This window comes from Devosia limi DSM 17137 (genome assembly GCF_900128975.1).
In the GTDB taxonomy this organism is placed as follows: domain Bacteria; phylum Pseudomonadota; class Alphaproteobacteria; order Rhizobiales; family Devosiaceae; genus Devosia; species Devosia limi.
Map to the genome: position 1 here is coordinate 183444 of NZ_FQVC01000003.1, position 19077 is coordinate 202520.

At 62.1% G+C, this 19077-nt stretch carries 25 protein-coding genes; 1 reads left to right on the top strand and 24 read right to left on the bottom strand.

Going from position 1 to position 19077, the window contains the following annotated elements; translation table 11 throughout:
* Positions 1–10 precede the first annotated feature (10 nt).
* Genes BUA69_RS06350 through BUA69_RS06370 form a run of 5 tightly spaced genes read right to left on the bottom strand, consistent with a single transcriptional unit; the run spans position 11 to position 6197 of the window.
* The gene (locus BUA69_RS06350) at positions 11–2575 is read right to left on the bottom strand and encodes a phage tail protein (RefSeq protein ID WP_046133803.1); all 2565 of its coding nucleotides are present in this window, start codon (positions 2573–2575) and stop codon (positions 11–13) included.
* 12 nt (positions 2576–2587) lie between these two features.
* Entirely contained in the window at positions 2588–3025 is a 438-nt protein-coding gene (locus BUA69_RS06355; RefSeq protein WP_052950361.1) for a GNAT family protein, read from the bottom strand.
* Positions 3022–3702: a hypothetical protein gene (locus BUA69_RS06360; protein WP_046133802.1), complete on the bottom strand. Its 681-nt coding sequence runs from the start codon at positions 3700–3702 to the stop codon at positions 3022–3024. Before BUA69_RS06360 ends, BUA69_RS06355 begins: the two co-directional genes overlap by 4 nt.
* A gap of 8 nt (positions 3703–3710) precedes the next feature.
* Positions 3711–4325: a hypothetical protein gene (locus BUA69_RS06365; RefSeq protein WP_046133801.1), complete on the bottom strand. Its 615-nt coding sequence runs from the start codon at positions 4323–4325 to the stop codon at positions 3711–3713.
* A 3-nt stretch (positions 4326–4328) separates the two neighbouring features.
* The gene (locus tag BUA69_RS06370; protein ID WP_046133800.1) at positions 4329–6197 is read right to left on the bottom strand and encodes a phage tail length tape measure family protein; all 1869 of its coding nucleotides are present in this window, start codon (positions 6195–6197) and stop codon (positions 4329–4331) included.
* Between the two features lie 24 nt (positions 6198–6221).
* Here BUA69_RS06370 and BUA69_RS06375 point away from each other — a divergent pair, with 24 nt between their 5' ends.
* Entirely contained in the window at positions 6222–6515 is a 294-nt protein-coding gene (locus BUA69_RS06375; RefSeq protein ID WP_046133799.1) for a hypothetical protein, read from the top strand.
* Here the strand turns inward: BUA69_RS06375 and BUA69_RS06380 are convergent.
* From BUA69_RS06380 to BUA69_RS06470, 19 genes are all read right to left on the bottom strand, one after another.
* A complete protein-coding gene (locus BUA69_RS06380; protein ID WP_046133798.1) occupies positions 6498–6716 on the bottom strand; it encodes a hypothetical protein in 219 nt (72 codons plus the stop codon). The genes BUA69_RS06375 and BUA69_RS06380 overlap by 18 nt on opposite strands.
* A 32-nt stretch (positions 6717–6748) precedes the next feature.
* Positions 6749–7132, bottom strand: a complete 384-nt coding sequence (locus BUA69_RS06385) for a gene transfer agent family protein (protein WP_046133797.1) — start codon at positions 7130–7132, stop codon at positions 6749–6751.
* Entirely contained in the window at positions 7129–7581 is a 453-nt protein-coding gene (locus BUA69_RS06390; RefSeq protein ID WP_046133882.1) for a phage tail tube protein, read from the bottom strand. Before BUA69_RS06390 ends, BUA69_RS06385 begins: the two co-directional genes overlap by 4 nt.
* 41 nt (positions 7582–7622) lie before the next feature.
* Positions 7623–8051 (bottom strand): DUF3168 domain-containing protein, encoded by a 429-nt coding sequence (locus tag BUA69_RS06395; RefSeq protein ID WP_052950360.1) that lies wholly within the window; start codon positions 8049–8051, stop codon positions 7623–7625.
* Between the two features lie 3 nt (positions 8052–8054).
* The gene (locus tag BUA69_RS06400; RefSeq protein ID WP_046133796.1) at positions 8055–8528 is read right to left on the bottom strand and encodes an HK97-gp10 family putative phage morphogenesis protein; all 474 of its coding nucleotides are present in this window, start codon (positions 8526–8528) and stop codon (positions 8055–8057) included.
* A complete protein-coding gene (locus BUA69_RS06405; RefSeq protein WP_046133795.1) occupies positions 8528–8917 on the bottom strand; it encodes a head-tail adaptor protein in 390 nt (129 codons plus the stop codon). Before BUA69_RS06405 ends, BUA69_RS06400 begins: the two co-directional genes overlap by 1 nt.
* Complete coding sequence (locus BUA69_RS06410; protein WP_046133794.1) at positions 8910–9110, bottom strand: hypothetical protein; 201 nt, start codon at positions 9108–9110, stop codon at positions 8910–8912. The genes BUA69_RS06405 and BUA69_RS06410 overlap by 8 nt, the downstream gene beginning before the upstream one ends.
* A gap of 9 nt (positions 9111–9119) precedes the next feature.
* On the bottom strand, positions 9120–9467 hold the full coding sequence (locus BUA69_RS06415; protein WP_046133793.1) for a hypothetical protein: 348 nt from the start codon (positions 9465–9467) through the stop codon (positions 9120–9122).
* Between the two features lies 1 nt (position 9468).
* Positions 9469–10233 (bottom strand): hypothetical protein, encoded by a 765-nt coding sequence (locus tag BUA69_RS06420; RefSeq protein ID WP_052950359.1) that lies wholly within the window; start codon positions 10231–10233, stop codon positions 9469–9471.
* The gene (locus tag BUA69_RS06425; RefSeq protein WP_046133792.1) at positions 10230–11594 is read right to left on the bottom strand and encodes a phage portal protein; all 1365 of its coding nucleotides are present in this window, start codon (positions 11592–11594) and stop codon (positions 10230–10232) included. Before BUA69_RS06425 ends, BUA69_RS06420 begins: the two co-directional genes overlap by 4 nt.
* 5 nt (positions 11595–11599) lie before the next feature.
* Positions 11600–11845: a hypothetical protein gene (locus BUA69_RS06430; RefSeq protein ID WP_046133791.1), complete on the bottom strand. Its 246-nt coding sequence runs from the start codon at positions 11843–11845 to the stop codon at positions 11600–11602.
* Positions 11846–11910: 65 nt separating this feature from the next.
* Complete coding sequence (locus tag BUA69_RS06435; RefSeq protein ID WP_244468685.1) at positions 11911–13869, bottom strand: phage major capsid protein; 1959 nt, start codon at positions 13867–13869, stop codon at positions 11911–11913.
* A gap of 18 nt (positions 13870–13887) precedes the next feature.
* Positions 13888–15708, bottom strand: a complete 1821-nt coding sequence (locus BUA69_RS06440) for a terminase large subunit (RefSeq protein WP_046133790.1) — start codon at positions 15706–15708, stop codon at positions 13888–13890.
* Positions 15680–16120 carry a P27 family phage terminase small subunit gene (locus tag BUA69_RS06445; protein ID WP_046133789.1) on the bottom strand — a complete coding sequence of 147 codons (441 nt, stop codon included), beginning with the start codon at positions 16118–16120 and terminating at the stop codon, positions 15680–15682. The genes BUA69_RS06440 and BUA69_RS06445 overlap by 29 nt, the downstream gene beginning before the upstream one ends.
* Before the next feature lie 119 nt (positions 16121–16239).
* Entirely contained in the window at positions 16240–16611 is a 372-nt protein-coding gene (locus tag BUA69_RS06450; RefSeq protein ID WP_046133788.1) for a hypothetical protein, read from the bottom strand.
* Positions 16611–16805 carry a hypothetical protein gene (locus BUA69_RS06455; RefSeq protein ID WP_046133787.1) on the bottom strand — a complete coding sequence of 65 codons (195 nt, stop codon included), beginning with the start codon at positions 16803–16805 and terminating at the stop codon, positions 16611–16613. The genes BUA69_RS06450 and BUA69_RS06455 overlap by 1 nt, the downstream gene beginning before the upstream one ends.
* 7 nt (positions 16806–16812) lie before the next feature.
* Entirely contained in the window at positions 16813–17163 is a 351-nt protein-coding gene (locus BUA69_RS06460; protein WP_046133786.1) for a hypothetical protein, read from the bottom strand.
* Positions 17164–17165: 2 nt separating this feature from the next.
* Positions 17166–17540: a beta-sandwich lipoprotein gene (locus BUA69_RS06465; protein WP_046133785.1), complete on the bottom strand. Its 375-nt coding sequence runs from the start codon at positions 17538–17540 to the stop codon at positions 17166–17168.
* Between the two features lie 493 nt (positions 17541–18033).
* Positions 18034–18864: a hypothetical protein gene (locus tag BUA69_RS06470; RefSeq protein ID WP_046133784.1), complete on the bottom strand. Its 831-nt coding sequence runs from the start codon at positions 18862–18864 to the stop codon at positions 18034–18036.
* Positions 18865–19077 lie beyond the last annotated feature (213 nt).

Consider the following 19077-nt stretch of genomic DNA (forward strand, 5'->3'; position numbering starts at 1 on the left):
CGGAGCACCCTCATGGCGCACCGAAGCTGAAAAAGCCGGTGGTCAGATTGATCGTTGTGGCAGGTCCTTCCAAAAGGCCGGCGGTTATCCGATCGATGCGCGCAGCCATCATCTTGGCCTCGCCATCCTCAAACACGAACGGCTGAAAGGTGATGTCCTCAAGGCTCGATGCGATGATGAACTGATCAGCGATTTCGATGCGCCGGGTTGGATCATCTGGATTATTCGGCGTCACCCAATAGCTTCCCGCCATGCGAAAGTCGTCGCTGTCAGCAGGATTGAAGCGTGTCTCAATGCCAATCGTGGACGATCCGGATGGCCCCGAAGTTGCCGTCATGCGCCAGCGGGCGGTGTTTAAATCATCGCCATCGGCAGCCGATAGCTGGGTCAAAGCATCAGCTACCGCCACCAACTGACCATTCATTGGGATGATTGCCGTGGTGATGGTTTCCTCGAAGCTGGCCGACAAATTGCCGGCCACCGTGCTCAAGGAACGGCGCATCTCGTCAAACTGCACCGCATTGGCCAGTTCTTGGTCACCGGTAAGCATGGCCTGTGCCTGCGCCTGGTCAATCAGGTCGCGGATATTGCCGCCGATCCACTCCAGCAAGCCCTTGGCCTGTTGGCCCAGTTCGTCGAGGTTGAGGTCGCCATAGACGACATCGAGCGGGCCAAGCTTGATGTCCTCAGTCCGAACCTGCAGCCAGGGCCCGTCGACGACATTGCCGTCGACATCCATGGTCTGATTGGACCAGAGCGGGCGCGCGGGCCCCAGCAGAATGCCGCGCACCTCGTACAGCGTATCGGCAGTGAAAGTGCCGGTCAGGACGTTGCGCCATGGATCGCCATAGGGCTGGGAATCGCTGTCGAACATCGGCACGGTCTCGCCAAAGACGCGCACCTGCACCCGCACGGCATTCACCGCAGCGAGGCCGGAAGCATAACGCACCTGGATCGAGGGGCGGCGTGGCCTCCCTTGGTCGTCATTGATGCGTGCCGGCAGCACTTCCCAGCCCGACATGGGCATAGGAATCGGACCGGCCAGATTGAGCACACCATCGGTGACGGGGCGGAAGTCTTCGTCCTGGTCCCAGTCATAGTCCGACGGATCGACTTCGGTCAGGTCGACGATGACATCAAGGTTGGCCTTGTAGATCACGCCGTCGACGCGAAAGAGCTTATCCACATAGCCATTCCGCGCCGAGGTCCAGCGCACCACGTCGCCCGGCTCGATGACGCGGAATTCAGGACCCAACACGAAGGTATGCCGGCGGGCCCGCAGCGCCTCGCTCAATGCCCACTTCATCAGTCGCTGGACCTGTCCCTTATAGGGCACGACATCGAGCGAGACCGAGGCCATCAGCCGGCGGTTGCCGTCGAGGGCTTCAAGGTCCGGGCGCAGCAGCGGCGGCGCCGTCTTGACGTTCCAGCCCTCTGCCGGATTGGGGTACGAAGCGGCCACGCCGTTGACGGTATCGGCCAGCGACAGGAACGGGCTGAAGGTCTGCTCCTCGGTGGATAGGATATCGCCATCGGTGAAAGCCATCACCGGTGCGCCGGGCTCGCCCACATAGAGCTTATAGGTGCCACCGACTTCAACCAGTCGGCCATTGCACGCGGTCAGGAATGCCTCGATCGAGACATTGACCTGCGCCCCCACCTGCAGCTCGCCGCCGGCGCGGAACGTCGCTTCCGGCCCACTGGGGCCGTCGACCAAAGCGCGTGCTCGGTTGATGGCCGCAATGAACGTGGCGTCATCGATGCGGGCCGGGTGCATCGCCTGCAAGCCATAGAGCCACTGCCCATTGAAGCGGATGCCACGCAGAACGTTGTAGATATGGACGGGCGGCAGGAAGTCGCCGTCGCCGCCCCAGGTCGCCGGATTGTTCCAGCGCTGTGCCCCCACGCCGCCCACCGTGCTGTCGCGCGACGGGTCATACCAGCGCGCGCCATAGGTGATGAATTTGACCGCTGGCTTGCCCTGGAACAGCGGCTTGCTGCCATCGTCATTCCGCTCGGGCGCCATCGCAGTGACTATGGCATAGGGCACGCCATAGCCGATGCGATCGGCGCCATAGGGGCGCGACGGCGACGACACATAGGTGGTGAGAAAGCTGTCGGCTGCGGTCTGGGTGCCGTCATAGAACTTGATCCAGAGATGATCGCGCCCATCCTTGCGAAAGCCCGCCACGGGCCAGCCATACTGGGGGTGCGCCTCGCCCTTCAGCAGCGTATCTGGAACGCCATCAATCTCCACTCCGACCAGTTCACGGATAGGAATGTCACCGATCGCCATGACGTGGGTGGACATCACCCCGCCGGCCGCCCAGGGGCTGTGATAGACCAGCGAGCCAGCCGTGCAGTTCCAGCCGAAGTTGATCGAGCGCGGGACATCGTCGCCGCCCTGCAGTTGCACCTGCACGCCGAACTTTGCGGGCTGGGGCTCGCCCTGCATGGCCTTGCCGATGGCACTGAACGCAATGCCGGTGACGACCTGCAAGCCTGCGGCGGTGAGACCAGCAAGGAACGTGCCCGCGCCAAAGATGGCGGAGCCTATCGCCGTAAAAACGGGCATGTAGGAAGTCCCCTAAAGTCGCTTGAGGTAGTGGGTTTCGGTCCGGGCGTAGCCGCGGCGCTCATAGATGCGGCCGGCGCGCGGGTTGGCCTCCATCGCTGCCATGCAGCAGAAGGTTGCGTTTCGCTGATCGGCCCAGAGCTCAAACGCGTCCATCATCTCGCCGGCGGCGACACCCCGATGGCCCGGATCAATCCACCACCCGAAGTCTCGAGCGAATGAAATGCTGGCCATAGGCGACGGCGCCACATAGCCAAGCAGGAAGCCGCGAGCGATACCGTCCGGGGCATAGACAATGCAAACCCGATCGGCTTGGTCGAGCGACTGCTGGAACAGCTGATCGGCATGGACCGCGCTAAAGTTCCACGGCAGCTTGCCGGCGACATGGGCGGCCTTTGACATCGCCACCACGCGCAGGCAATCGGCGGCCACTGCCGCGCGGACGGTCATAGGAACCCCAGAAAGCCGCCCCAGCCGAACAGGCCCTTGGGCTTGGTCTCGACTTTGGTTTGGCCGTTGTCGCCCCAGTAATGGTCCCACTCGGGACACACCGCAGCGTCGACGAAGAACGCGTCACCTGGCGCGCGGACCTGTTGATCGGCATGGCTGCGCGTCGAGGGGTTTGCCCGGGTCAATTCCTGCGTGTGGCTGGTGCAGGTCAGTGTCACCCCACCATCCTCATTCTCGGGCGGGGTCGTGATGGGTGCCTCGTCGACAAAGCCGACGAACAGCGGTTCGGCCGGATCGACCAGTTTGCGGCTGTCGGGATCGAGCAAGCCGGTATGGATTTCAACACGACCCTGCTTCAGGTCGTATTGGCGCACCACCTGTTCAACCAGATCATCGAGCTGGCTCATCTTGATGGTGACGCGTTGGACGGTCACGCCAGCAATGGCCGGGATGTCACTGATCTGGATAAGGGAACCCTGGCCCTTGTAGTTGCGCATCACTGGCAGGCCGGTGTCTGGATCGATTACCAGCGCCGCCACGGTGTCATAGCCGGAATAGAAATGGGCGGTTTCGGGCAGGCCGGTTGTGCGGTTGCGCGCAGTGATGGACAGGAAGTCGACAGGCAGCAACACCCGGGCAGCAAGCGCCGCCTGGTTGGCTGGAGAGATGGATTTCATGTTGGCCTCTAGCCGCGCGCTTCGATGGCGTCGAACGACACCGACCCGCGCCCGGTGCGCAGATCGCCGGACGCCTGCAGCGAGTTGGGAACGATCACCATCAGGCAGGATGGCTTGGCGATGACGACAGCCTGCCCGGTAAATGCGGCGGGCCACAGGTGAGGCCGGATTTCAAACAGTGGCGTCAACCCGGCCACAGCGGCGGCCGGCTCACGCACCTGGTGCAGGTTTGGACCGATCTGGATCAGGTCGCCAATGTCCAGCCGGATAGTGGGCAAGCCGTCCGCGCGGATGGATTTGTTGTTGGCACCGATGGTGTGCAGCGTGCCGGTGGGCAGCGGCAGATTGCCGGGATGATGGATAGGCCGGCAGCGAGACAGTGCCCGGCCATAGAACGTCATCTGGTCATTCATCGCCGCCGACAGGATAGCCCGCCAGCGGTCCAGTTCGTTTGCGCGCATCACCCGCGAGACATAGCTTGCCCGCCAAAGTGGCGACCCGAAATCCTTGGTTCGGGTGCGACCGGCAGCGCTGCGGGATTGCTCCTGTCGCGCCATCAGATCGAAGCTCGTCGACCAGCCGGGGAAGCCGTCAAGCAGGTCGAGCGGTTCAGTTACAGCCATGGCCTACCACCCTTCCTTGCTACGGCGAGAGACGATCTTGCGTACCCTGCCCTCAAACTCGGCACGATCGCGCGCCATGACTTGGGCCAGTTTAGCCACCGCCGCCTCGTCAGCGCCGCGGGCATCAATGGTTGGCGCGTAGGTGACGCTTGCACTACCACCACCGCCGCCGCTCGGCAGCCGTGGGAGGATCACGCCATTCTGCGTGGGAACGAATAGTTCCGGGCGGCGCTCGCCCACGACATAAGGCTGCCCGGCCTGGACAGGCCCACCGCTTTCCCTGCCGGGTATCTTGAGCAGACCACCGAGCAAACCGCCTCCGCTGGCGCCGCCGCTGAACAGGCTGTCGAGCCCCATGTTAATGAGACGGTTGCCGATGTTGGCGAGGGCATTGCCCAGCGCCTCGGTGGCGTTCTTGCCTGCCAGCACGTCCTGGATGAACCCAGAAAGCGCAGCGCGGCCAGCGTCGGAAAACTCGCGCACCTGATCGTTGACCAGATCCAGCGCGGCTTGTTCTTCATAGGTCGCGTTCACCAGCGCGATGATCGCCTCGCGCTGCGTGTCTGTTGCCGCGGCGCCCGCCTGTCGCAATGCGTTGGCCACCGCCTTCTGTTGCGCATTGAGGCCCAGCAATGTTTGTTCGTGTTCCAGAGCGGCGATAAGCTCCAGCACGGCATCGCGCTCGCGGTTTTCGGTCTTGCCGGCAGAGCGTTCAGCCGATGCCAGCTTCGAGCGGCGATCTTCGGCGGCCAGACGCCCTTGGGCAATTTCCAGCGCCTGCTGATCGCTGACCAGTGTCTTTCCGCGCTCTGCCTCGGACCTGACCCGCGCTATCTCGTTTTCAAGGTTGAGCTGGTCTGCGGTCAGGCCGTTGAGCCGCTCTTGTTCCGCAATAAACTCGCGGTTCGCATTGAAGGCACTGACCTGCGCGACAGGCTCGTTCAGTTTAGCTTGTTCCTCTCGGAAAACTGCCGCCTCTCGCGATGCCGTGGCCAAAGCCTGGGAAACGCCTGCGAGAATGCCCTGCAGCGAAACTAGGCTGGGCACTGTGCTAGCACCGGTCGTCTGCGCCAGCAGCTCCATCATGCGTTCAAGGTCAGCCGTGGTCGCGGAACCATCTTCGGCACGCTTGCGTAGCGTATCGAATTCACTCTGCAATGCATCGATCTCCTGCGCGCTCGCCCCAAGCGCTGCAAGATCGGTGCGCGCAGCTGCAAACTCCGCACGGGTTTCGCTTAGGGTCGACCGAAGGGTCTCGAACTGGCGCAGGACAACCTCGTCATAGGCCTGCCCCAGGCTGGTCTGATCCTTTGCGCGATCGAGTTGGTCGACATATGCCTTGAGCGCGGGGACTGCATCCCCCCACTTCTCTGCCACGCTGCGTATCGTCTCGTTGTGTTCCTTGAGCAGTTCTTCGGCTGACTTGCCCTCGCCCAATAGCTTGCCGAGGTACTGCGCCGCAGCACCACCCAGAGCAATGGCCGCGATGGTCGCCAATGAGATGGGATTGACCATCTGCATAAAGCCAGCGCTGAGCGCAGCAATCGGGCTCTTAGACTGGTTCAGCACAGCGCTGAGCTGGGTGCCCTGTTGCATGGCGATCAAAAACGGCGACTGTCCGCCCTGCAATTGAACAGCAATATCCTGAAACTGGGCAGCAATGTTGCTGGTCTGCCCAGCGACAGGCTGAAGCGCGCGGGCGGTGTTGGCACCCGCATTATTAATGGATTTCGTCATGCCGTCGAAGCGCTGCTGGACGCGCTTAACGTTGGTGTCCGTGACACCCATCGCCTTCGACCATTCGCGCTGGTATTTGACGAACGAGGCCTCCATCTGGACGACGAGGCGCTGCAGGTCTACTTCTGTCGCCATTGCGGGGCACCTCGGGGAGAGCGGATGTTAAAGGCTTTGATTGTGACTGCCTGCGTTGTGGTAATCGCCGTCGGCGCATACTTCGCCTGGGGAGAGTTCATCCGCATCGACAGTGAACGACAGGCAGCGGAAGCACGGACACGAGTTTGGAACGGACTGGCTCGTGATTTAGATGTCGATGCTGCATCCCCAGAAGCGATGCGCACCGCATGCACAAAGTCTGCTGCGACCGCGCAAGCGGGGCAGCTGTCGCCCGAAGCCCAGACCACAGCTGATCGCATTGTGAATGCCTGCCAGGGCCTAGGCCTGCTGAGCTAGCAGCTTTAGCCGCTCTCCCGACCACGCGTACCGGGGGAAATGCTTCAAGCCATTGGCCACCGGCACATCGTCGATCCAATCGAACAGGGCTTGCGCATCGCTCTCGCTGATCTTGCTGCCGTCGCTGTTAGCGGCGACATAGCCATTCCAGGCGGCGAGAAACTGCCAAAAGCTTTGGCGATCCACTTCTTGCGGGGCCATGCCCAGAACAGCGCCTTGGGCGTAGATGATGCTTATTCGCCATTTCCCGTTGGGGAGGTCGTCGAGGCGGTCGCCGCCTCCCCCTCGGGCTCCCCCGGAGCCTCATCAGGTGCCCCCTGCAAAGCGGTGCCGAGGATGCCTTGGGCCAGCGGCAGGCTTTCCACCGGTGGCCGGGTTTCGACATACTGCTGCACGAAGGTCAGAGCCTCGGGAGCCGGCATGCCGCCGCCAATAAGCCCCAGGCGGATCGTGTTGCTGATGTCGCCCATCTTCCAGCCGCCGGTCATCAGGCGAGTGTAGACGACGAAGGGACCGGCGTCGCAGTGCTCCTGGAGCTTGATCAACTCGCCCCAGGCCATGCGGAAGGTCTTGGGACCGTCCGCGAATGGGAGGGTGATCGAACCGTCCCGGCTCATGGAGTGGTCACATCGGCCATGGCGCCGTCCGACTGCATACTGATATTGGCGGTGACACGGCGGCCATTCGGCGCGGTCCATTCCATGCTCTCGACGTGCATGTTGCCCGTAAAGGTCAAAAGCGTGGTTGGCATCTCCACCTCGATTTTGACGGGGACGGAATCGACATCCTTCCATGCGGCCAGCCAAGCGGGCAGTGACTCCACGGCCAGCACGCCCTCGCCGGAGACGCTGATCGAGAGCGACACCGCATCGCGCAGAAGCCAGGACACAGCGTCCGGATCGGTGCAGCTCACACCCTGGGTATCTTCCAGTGCTTTGCTGAGGGTCACCGTCTTTGAGGTGAAGCCACACGGCGCGGCGTAAACGATGGGATCCTCGGGATCGACCGGAAGCGTCCCGAGCAGCACGCGGACCTTGCCGCCCTTGATGGTAGTTGCGTCAGCCACGGTGGCCTCCATGAAAAAGGCCGCACTGGGCGGCCGGATGATTAGGGGGTCTCGACTTCGCCAGAGAACTGGACGACGCCATGGGTAATGGCTGGATTTGGATCATCCAAAATCCGGGTCATCTCCCAATTGAAGGTCACCAGCGCATTGGCGGTGAGGGAAAGCGGGACATCATGCAGAGCGCGCTTGATCGCATCGCAGATCTTGCGGCACTCGACAGAGCCGAACGCCTCGCCCGCTCCGCTCGACCACACGTCAAACTGGATGGTGATTTCCTCGCCCATGACACAGTCATAATCGGCGGGGATGGAGACGCTGGGACCGAGCGAGACATATGGAAATTCTACGTTGCGCTCTGCTCGCTGCTGCTCTGGCACTCGATCGAAAATCCCGGTGATCTTCGACATCACCGCAGGGGTGGCTTCAAGTCGGGCTCGCAGTGCCATGATCAGGTCAACACTGGCATCCATGGGTTAGCCTCCCGCAGCCGTCGTGCGGGCCGCCTTGCGAATTGCGCGGCTGGTTCTGCCCTTGATGCGCTTCCGCATGGACCGATAGGCCGGAAAGAAAAAGGGTCGCGCGATGGTGCCGGGATGCTGCGTTCCGGGGAACCTGCCACCGTTGATATGCGCGGAGGTGCCGAATTCGACCCACCGCGCATAGTAGGCTTTGCCGCCGCCGGCATAGACCGTGATGGCCATGTTGCCGACGCCCTTGCCCTCATTGCGGACGGAGCCCAGCACCATCGAGCCTTTCGGGGCATCGCCCCAGGTCCAGTTGATCGACATCTGCAGGTCGCCGTCATCGACCGGCGCCAGCGACTTCATCAGCCGCACCAATTCCTCGGCGCTCTGCTCCATGGCTGCGGCGATCTCTTTGCGAGCCATCACCGAAAAGCGCGTCATCTTGCGCTTGAGCTTGTCGACGCCCTCAATCTTGGTCGCCATCAGCTCGGCGGGCCTTCGACCACCAGCAGCTCGATCCACTGATTCTTGCCGTCCGGATCAGTTGGCGGTGCCACGATCTGGAAGACACGGTTCGGCTTGCCGTTGGTTTCACCTGCTCGCGCGTCTACGAGCCGCCACGCGGGCGTTACCTGCTTGAGGCGGGCATTGGCTCGGACTGTGACGACATAGGGTTGACGGCCTCCCAGCCGCGCCGCAGTGACTGCTTCCGATCCAGTGCGTGGCCGCATGCCGGCCGATAGGGTGAATTGAGTGGTGAAGACCCCGGCGCCGGGAATGGGCGGGCCGCCCCAACCGTCGCCAGCCGGTGGGCTCGACTGGAAGTGCAGCCGGTCGCGCAGTGCGCCGGGCCGCCGCCAGTTCTCAGCCATTGGCCTTGGCCGGCTTGGAGACCACGGGCTTGGCGGGCTCGGGATCAGCCTCGACGATCTCGCCGACGCCAGCAGCTTCGCCAGCCTTGGCGCATGCCTGGGTGACAGTTCCAGTCCATCCGGCCTTGTAACCGATGGTTGCCTGGTCGCTCGGCTTGAAGTCGAAATCCTTGGAGAAGCGAACTTTGGTCATCGTGGCCTCCTAAGCCATGCTGGGTTTGCGCAGGCGCCAGAGCAGCGCTGCGATGGGATTGCGCTGATCGACATTCACGCCGGACAACCCGCTGATCATCGCAAGGCTGTCCTCGCTTTCATCGAGCAGGCACCCAACAGCCACAATGATCGCAGCGGTGACTCGGCCGGGCGCGTCATCGGCGGTCCAGGCGGGGTCTGGTTTGGGCTGGATGAAGTCGAGGCAGATGTCTTCCGCCTGCTTGATCTTGAGTAGGACATCGGGGCTGCGTTCGTCGGTAGAAAAGTCTGGTTCGGTGCCCTCCAGATCGAGGCGCAGCGCGCTATTGACCTGGGCAAGACTGACAAGAGTTGCCATGTCAGCCCCTCAGCTTGATGGGGGTGGGCGCGGCCTGTTCGCGGACAACCGCGTCCTTGCCGTCCCTGCCCTTTTTCACGGACAGCCGCCACGTTTCGGGGGAGCCCCCCGGCTTGTCGCCGTTGTCGTCCTTTTGAGAGATCCAGAACGAGCCCGCCCAGGTGACACCATCGCCCTTGGCGTAAATGTCCCCCTCTCGATGAATGCCGCGGTCAATGACGATCGGCAGCACCATGGGGAATTCCTTCACCTGCTCGCCGCGCGTAAAGCTCAGCGTCAATCCACGTTCCCCGTCGTGCGCCACAGCCAGGTCATCGAACCCAAGCCCGGGCTCGCCCGGTTTGCCGTCCGTCCCACAGACCGGGCCGACGTCTTTGGTGGCCCCATCGGTCAGGGTCAGTACGAGGTGGCCGCCGCGATCAATCAGGGCACTGGATACCGCCGCAGGGGGCGTTGTCGCCTCAATGGTGTCGAGCCGCTTGAGAATTGCAGTCAGCTCATTGGCGCTTTCGCTGGCGGCCGGAACCGGCGGGACAATTTCGGTCGCCCCATCCTTGCCGCATATGAGACCGACATCCTTCGTGGCGCCGTCTGACATGGTCAGGATCAAATGCCCCTCGCGATCGACGACAGCACCGGCGACACTGACAGGCTCGGACTTGCCTTCGAGAGCGTCCAGCCGCTTGGCAAGGGCTGACAGTTCGCCGTCGACGTACTGCTTGACGGCCTCGAAGCCCTCATCAAATGCCTGCTGCAGGTCCATCATGCGGCCTTTCGTGTGGCGAACAGTCGTTTGATCTGGCGGGGATCAATTTGCTTATCCTCAACCTTCTCAGGGACTGGCGGAGCGAGCAGCAATTGGGCGGGCTCGGCCGGCGCAGCATCGGCGGTAGCGATCAGTTGCGCATCGCGGGCGGCGATCGCCTCTATCGAGTGATCCTGCTGCTGCATGTAGATCGTTTCGCCACCAGGGACGCCCTTGAGGTCGAGCCGGCGACGGCGCTCATTCAGTGTCATCACGCTACGGGCCTTTTCCAGCACATCCATCTGGGAGGCGCTGTCCATGCGCAGCAGATTGTCGATATCGAATTCCGTGCCCAGCGCGTCGCCGGTTTCCAGCCCTTCATCGAGGCAAAGTTCGATCGCCTCGAACAGAACCTGAAGGCACTGCGAATAATACTCGGTGTTGAGCGCCTGGACGTTGTTATAGGTTGGCTGGGCGCCAATCCCGATCTTGTAGGGCGGGACGTGATAGGTACTGCAAACCACTTCGGCCGACCATTTGAGCTGCTCGATCATCTGCGAATCGACGGCCTTCGCTGCAACCGGCTCAAACTTGAGCCCATCGCCCAGCACGGCGACCTTGCCGCGGTTCGCGCCGCTGAACATCTGTTCCCATGCGGTCTTCATCTCGGCAGCAGTGTCATCGTCAATGGCACCGGCGGCGGTCAAGATGCCACCTGGCAGCGAGCCGTTCTTGAAGAACGTGGCCGAATTGTTCTGGATCGCAAGGCCCTGCGCTGCCGCCAGCCCGCCGGCAAAAATCGGGGACAGACCAACGAGGGGATGGAAAAAGCAGTTGAACCGATCGTGGATGATTTCGCGCGCCGGGACGATGACGCGGTCTGGAAGGCCAGCCAGTTTGTCGGTGTTCAGCTCATAGAAGACTTCGCCGCTGTCGGCTACCAGTGGCTGGGTCAAGGCCGGATCAAGGATGTAGAACTTGACCACCACGCCCCGGCCATCGCGCTGCTTGAGCACGTAGGTATTGCCGCGCGATAGCTTCGAAAGCACCCAGTTTTCCATGAACTGGATGCGGTTCTGGAAGTGGTTCGGCTTGCGCAGCACCGGCGAATAGGCGGGGCTCTTAGTTTCGGTCCAGATGCCCTGCTCATCCTGCTGCACCAGCTTGATGCGCAGCTTGGAAATATCGGAGGCGATCAGCGTCTGGCAGGCAAACACGGCATGGTTCGCCAGCACGCTGTCCAGGTTCACCTCGATATTCTTCTGCCAGGCGCCGGTGAAGGGCTCCATAACGCGAGGCCACCAACCGCCGCGCGTGTCGGGGCGAGTGAGATTGCCGGCCGCCTTTTCGCGGGTGATGTTGAGGCCAAAGGGTAGACGCATCAGGGTCAGTCCTTCGCCTGCATGCGGCGCGTTTGATACGAGTTACCCCGCTTGCGCGTAGGGCTGTTTTCGGATGGCGTCGGCTTAGGTGCGGCCGCGGACGACGTAGGGGAGACGCCATCGGGAGCGTCAGTAGCCTTACGGATGGCCTTCAGCGTGCGCCCATCGCGTTCGTTCGATGCCGCGAATTCATCGCCCGGCTGCAGGTTTTTGCCAGCGTAACGCATGGCTTTCACAGCAATGAGTTTCATGCCTCGCCTCCTGTCGAAATCAGGGAAAAGGGGTCAGCCCAGATTTGGGCCGACCCCTCGTTTCATCAGCCGACGTAGGCGGCGCTGTCGATGTACTGGACGGCGCCAGGGCGGCGCTTGGCCCAGTTGATGTAACGCTCGGCGCGGATGCCCACGAGGTTCATCTGCCACAGGCTGACCAGCACGGTGGCGGCGACCGGTGGATTGGTCGGGGCGCTGTCCATCTGCAGCGATGCCTGGCTGGACGCATCCAGCAGGGTTTCGCCGTCGTCGGCCAACAGGATCTCGTTGGCCTTGGCCAGGATGATGCGATCGCCTGCGCCAACCAGCGGATCACCAGCGCCCGGGTTCGCCGGGATGTTCTCCGACAGCACCACCGGCAGACCCATGAACGTGCCGCCGCTATCGCCGTTGATGTTGATGTCGGGGAATTCGCGCTGGCCGAGCGGATTGAGCATCAGCGCAAAGCTGAGGGCCCGCATCTCGGTCATGATCCACACGGCGCCGGTCAGCGACATGTTGGCGGTGAGGAACTTGCCGAACAGAGCCTTCACGTCGGCGCGGACATGGTCAGCCGTGGTGCCGCTGGCCACCACTGGCGTGACGCCATTGGTGATCGAGGCAGGCTTGACCGTGGCAGTGCCAGCATTGGCCGGGTCGACGAAGTCTCGGTCCATCGTCTGCACGATGGTGTTGATCAGATCCTGGCGAACGATTGCTTCAGCAGATGGGCTCGATGCGCGGACCAGCTCGTCAGTCATCACCACAATGCCGGCCAGCTTGGTCGTCCCAAGCAGGATCTGATCGAAGCCCAGGGCAGACACAGGCTTAGGCGCACCTTCACCAACCCACTGGGCAGACGATCCACCGGTCTGGCGCGGCACCTTGATGTTGAATGGGACGTTCCGCAGGCCCGGGATGCGGCCGATAATGGTTGCGGGGCGCAGCAGCTCGGCAAACTCCGAGGCCATGTTCTGGTATTCAACCAGGGGCTTGGCCCAGGCGGCATCGGTGGTGGTGCCGGCGGCGACGGCGGCCTTGAGGACCGTTTCCACTTCCGGGGTCTGATCGGCCCAGCGCTTGGCGATCTCGGCCGACTGCATCAGGTTACCCTTGCCGGCCATGAGAGCCATGGCAAAGCGGGTGAAGGCGGTGCCCTTGGCAACAGAAGCCTTGACGGCAACAGGAGCAAGCCCGGTGCTGCGCACGGCGGCGGCGGCATCAACCGAGGTCGCGGCATTGACCGGCTTGGCCGAGACAGCATTCATCTTTTCGACGGCCCGCAGGCGCTTCAGGTCGGCATCGATCGCCGCCACTTCCTGCTCCAGGGTGTCGAAATCTTCCTGTTCGGCCTGATCGGTCGAGCGGGCTTCAGCGATGCTCTTGGTCATCACTTCGTTCATGCGCGCGACGTTGGCAGCGCGCTTGGTTTCCAGAGCAGTGATCTGCTCAGCAATGGTCGTCATTTTGGTGCCCTCCAGGGGCTTGAGGTTCACGTTGAAGGATTTCCCAGTCGCGGGAGGGTCATTCGGCCGGCGCCCCGTTTCGCCAGTCGCGGCGGGAGCATTGGTGTCGAATTGCTTGACGGAGGTGATCGACGCTTCGGCCTGGGCCGGAATGGTCACGGCGGATAGCTCCAGCCATTCCCATTTCTGGTAGATCATCCCCCAGGAATTGGGGATCTGTTCGGTGTCGATGCCGCGGAAGCCGATCGACAGGCCGCGCACAAGGCCGGCCTTGATCAGTTTCCATGCCTTCTCGATGTCATCGGTGACATCCTTGGCGATGGTGGCGACAATCTCGATCCCCTTCGCCGTGACCTTCGCCTGAATGACGTGGCCGATCGGCTCGGTTGATCGGTGCTGCCACAGCAGAGGCAGCGGAAGATTGAAGACGGCGCCTTCGGGCAGCACGATGTCGCCGGCCCGGTCGGTGCTGGGCGTCGAGGCAATGCCGGTAATAGTGCGCGTGTCGTCGTCCACCCCCTTGATCTCAAGGAGGCTGTAAGCTCGGTTCATGGTCATTGAATTCCCCTTGGGGCTCTAGAAGACCCGCACGCGGTATTTCGCGGGCTTCTTTGCCTCTGGCAGTTCGTTGTCAGCGGCCCCAACGCCCATGGCGATGGTCACCACGCCGTCGATGCGGCCCCGGCTGCGCTTCTTGTCGAAGGCACGGTTGTTCATCTCATCTGAGCGGATCATCACGTTGGCCGCGCACATCGTCGTCACCGGGCTTTTATCAATGGTGACGGTCCCGTTCAGAATGCGATCCTCCAGCCGCTCGACTGAGCGCGGCATGCTGAGCGACCGTTCCTGAAACACGATACGCGGCCCCTGCCCGTGCCGAACCAGCTTGAGGCCCTCGCCCTCTGGTTCGTCTGGCCCCTCGAATTGCCAGACCGGCAGGTCAACATCTTCGAGGGCGCAGGCCGCGGTAAAGTCGTCGATCTTGGCCGGATCAACCGCCATGAATTCGACCTTGTGACCTTCGACCAGGCGTTTCACCTGGCGCGCCACGAACGCATAATCAATCACCGCGCCATCCAGCGCAGTCATTCCACTGCGCACTGGATCTGCCGCCCATTCCTCATAAGGGGCATTGTCGTCTCGAGCCCGATCGGCAAGACCGGTCTTGGTGGTGAAATACCAAGTCTTTGACCAGAGGTGTCCCTTGGCATCCACCCACGTGGCAGTGACGGCGGTCAGATCGTTCTTCTTGGACAAGTCCAGCGAGAGCCAGCATCGACAGCCCTTGAGCTGGTCGGGGTCCACCGCGCCCAGGCATGAATTCCACGCCTCCTCGGAGATCCAGAACCCATCGCTGCCGACTGGAATGCCGAAGTATAGCCGCTTGGTGGCGAGCGCCTCCGATAGCAACAGCTTGGCCGTCTGGACGCGCTTGCGCACGTTGTCGATCGGGAACGTGACATCGAGCGCCGGCAGAGCCTTTTGCCAGACAGCCTCGTTGTCGAAGACCGTTTCAATGTCCTCTTTGTCGACCCGAGCAATGAAGCTGAACAGGCTATCGTCCTCGGCGGCACCGGTGGCAATGCGCTGGAACAGGTCCGAATACTCGGTGCCGACGATCTGGTTTGACGCCGGGGTATTGGTGCCCAGGATCATCAGCGGGTCACCGCTCATCTTGTCGATGGCGGCTTTCCATATCTGCAGCGCATAGGCGCTTTTGAATTCGTGGATCTCGTCGGCCAACACCGCATAGGGTCGCGGGCCGGAGATGGAATCGACACTGGCCATGGACTGAAACTTCGAGCTCGTGTCGGGGTGCTCGATCTTCCAGGCGTTGTCACCGGTGCCGCGGATAACCACAGTGCCACGGGCTTCGAGGCTATCCCCGTCGTCACAGTCTGGGATCGTCGCGCGCGACATGCCCACAGCATCCTTGAACAGGACGTTGGCCTGATCTTTGTCGCTGGCAATCGCGTAGACTTCCGAGCGCTGCTTGCCCGCAAAGCCCATCATGTAGAGGCCCATGCCTGCCATGAATGGCGACTTGGCCTGTCCCTTGCCCGTTTCCATCCAGGCCATGCGGTAGCGCCGCAAGCCGTCCTCACGAAACCAGCCATGCAGCGAGGCGGCAACAAAGCCGTGCCACTGCAGCAGGTCGAACGGCTGGCCCTCTTTAATGCCCTCGGTCACGGTCAGCACTGACGGGAAGAACCCGCAAGCATGTTTGGCCTTGTCGGCATTGAACATCAGGCCGCGTGCCGACCCAATCTCAAGGTCTTTGAGGTGCCGAGCGCAGGCAGCTCGAACAAACGCCCCTGCTACAATCTTGCCGTCGATAACGTCGAGTGCGTACCGGGTGGCGAGGTCGTCAGCGACCGGTCGAGCCGAGATAGGCATCAGATGCTCGGCTCCTCGTCTTGGGTGCCGGCGCCTTTGAGGCCGATGACCGGCGGCGCGGTGCAAGCCCGAATTCTGCTTCAAGGGTGGCTGCGTCTGACCCCAGCTCGCGCATGGCGGCGAAGTGGGGGCTGGTCCGCGCAATAGCTTTCGGATTGCCGCGCTTCGGCTTGGTCACAGCACCATGTTCGGCCACTTCCCGCAGCGAGCGGTCATAGAGGACGTAGGCGACGATCAGCCGTTGCATGGCGTGGGCATTGCCTGGCGATAGGATGTTCCGGCTTTTCAGTTCAGCCGAAACCCGGCGCCAGTGTTCCTTGGCAGCCTCAATTTCCAGCGCGTCATTGAACAGCGCTTCCCAGTCCGGCTCTGGGACGATTTCGCCGGTGCCGTCTAGGGTTACAACGTTCATCGCAACTCATCCCCTTCGGGGATGGCCTCAACTTTTTGTTCTGAATTCGGTTTCGGTGAAAATGGAGGGGGGACGCGGGTGCAGAAGATCGGTCGATCAGGACCCGCGAAGGCCCCCCCCTATGGGGTCAGACGGCCCGGGGCCCGCTCCGGCTCGCCCTTAGTCAACACTGCGATGTCTATGCCCCTATCGAGGATGATCACCTTGGCATTGACGCCCAGGTTGTCGACCAGCGCCGTGAAAGCGCTCTTGAGGTGGAAGGCCTCGTCTCGGGTGACAACGTGAGGGCACTTGATCACCAGGCAATCGCCATCAGTGATGTTGAACTTTACTGCCTCGGTTCCGGTGTAGCTCTCCAGCTCGTCGATGAGCTTGCGAACGCCAAGCCCTGACCTCTCTGCCGCTTCTCCCACTTGGTCCGCCAACGCTTCGAGATCGACATTCGGGTAGCGTGGGGCAGCCTCAACGCCGAAGTGCTTGCGCCCGCTCATCACGCCACCGCCATCTCGGTTGCAAGCTGCGCCATGTATGCGGCGCTCGTCTCGCCGTAGGAGGGCTCTCGTCCATTCTGCTCGTCGGCTAGGAACTGGTTGACCATCTCGAACTCACGAGCGAAGCGGTCGGGTTCCTCGATATACCGGCGCATCCATTCGTTGAAGCACTGAGCCATCTGAGCATTCGTCATAGTGGATCTATCCTCGGTTCCATGGGTGGTCAGCGGCCACTGGCCTGCCGTCCTCGGTGCTGCCCTTCACATAGCCAAGGCGTTCCTCGCTCTGCTTGACCTTGGAGTGGCAACGCCAGGGGTCCGCATCACAGAGGCTTTGGAACGGACCGGCGAAGAATGTGTTCGGGTCCAGCTTAGTCTTGGGGTCGACGTGGTCGCAGACGGTGGCGACAGTCACGCGGCCATAGCGCAGGCAGTTCTCACACAGCGGCTGCTTGAACAGCTGCTCTGCCCGGGCGCGCTTCCACCGGTTCGTCCAGTAGTGCTTGCGGTAGGCCTCGGCCTGGGGTGAACGGCGATGATGGGGCCGCGCCACGGCTATCGGATGTCGATATCGGGGACGATCACCGAAGGCTTGAACACCACACGGTAATGGTAGGCGCTGACGCTAGCTGCTTCCAGCTGCTCGGCAAAATAGGTCACGTTGTCGGACAGACCAAGGAAGTGTTTCTTGTAGGCACCCGGACCGGTCTTGCAGGTTACCGTCAACTGCCCCTTGCTGTCGGCATTTCCGAGGGAACACAGGCCCTCAACGCTCAGGATGTAGTCACCGGTGATGCCGTTATAGAAGACGACGCGGCGGTTGATCTCGAACTGGTCCGCAGCCTTCGACAGGTTGGCCGACGCGACATCGGCATCGCTGCAAGCGGCGAGCGCGACCAGTGGCAGCAACACCGCGGCGTATTTGAGCATGTGGCTCTCCAGCAAAAAGCCCCGCTTGCTAGAGCGAGGCTTGGGGAAGGTGTGATGGGTGGTGCCTAAATGGCGACTCAGGCGAGATGGATTCGCGCCCTCAAACCCCAGCGTTTCCGGGGCTTACAGGTTGATTTCCTCGGACAAAACCCCGATGCGATTCGCACTCTTATTTCAGTGCGGCGTCCACTCGTCGAGGCTGCGCGGCCAGCGTCCGAACTTCATTCGAAATGCGCCACCCCAGAACACACCCCACGAAGCCACCAACACGCCCAGTCCGATAAACCATGTCATGTGCGGCGCCCTGCTTCACGGATCCCGCTGTCTGCCTAGACCGGAGCCGGACCCGGGGGACCATTCGGCAGGTAAGGGATCGAAAGGGAACAAAAGCAAACGGCCCCGCATCATTTCTGACGCAAGGACCGCGATTAACCAAAACATAGATGATTTGGCCCGCCTTGGCAAGCAGGCCAGCGATGGCCCTTTTGCGTTATCAGCCCTCTGGCTCATCGGGCAGCACAAGCGGCGGCCGATCTGCATCACGCCACCCTGTCGGCTTGCCCTTCTCTCTCGGCAGGAGGTTGAAGCAGCCCACCAGCACGTCCAGTGCGTCGAGCAGTTCCTTTTCAAGGCGGCGCCGGGCTTGTCCACCCTGCCCCAACTTCAGGTTTTCACACAGACTGCGCACCGATAGGCCGTGAACGACGATCTTGTCGACGATGCTTGCCGCCCGCGCGCCCAGCGCCCTGCGGCAGCTATCCAGCTCGGCACGGGTGTCGTCCTGTGAGGCCGAGACCTGATCTTGGCGCGGCCCCGACGTGTCGACACGCACCTGGGAGTAGTCAGTGGCCTGCATGGGCCCAATCTGGCTGGTTTCGTAGAGGTGGCAATAATGGGCCGCTGCCATGAACTGGGCTTCGGTCTTGCCCTTCACACGCGCCAGCCCGCCAACCAGCACTACCTGGTTCTTGGCGGCCATGATGCTGGCTTCGTGCTTGGTGGCCACCTCACCGCTGGCAACGGCATCGAGCAACCCCTGGGTAATCATCGGGTTGGGCACCAGCTCGAATTTCGGCACGGTCCGGCCTTCGCCGGCGTCGACCACCGCGCGCAGTTCGTCGACCCGACGCAAAGCTGTTTTTGACTTGGCCCCTTGCCGCGCAAGAATGGCGTGCAAAGCGCGCAGCTGCAGAATGCACTGTTCGTAGGCTTCGGAATAAGCGGATGACAACGCCCGGGCTTGCGCCTCGGCTGCAGGAAGCTCTGATGCCGCCTGATCGAACGTCAGTGGCTTGGAGGCTTTGGCTTTGCTGGCCTTAGACATAGAACGACCTCTCGGGTGGGAGAGGTCGGGCAGGCTGGTCGGACAGTCCTTTTATGCCCGAACTGCCGTGAGTTTTCAAGCGCGCCAGGCCAATATCCCTTTGTGCCGGATGACGTCGGCTGGGGGCTCTATCTCATCCCTTGCTCGGCGCTGTTTCTGCTCAACTTTCGGGTTAAAGTAACGGCCTCCCACCTGGTGGGTCAGTCGAAACGC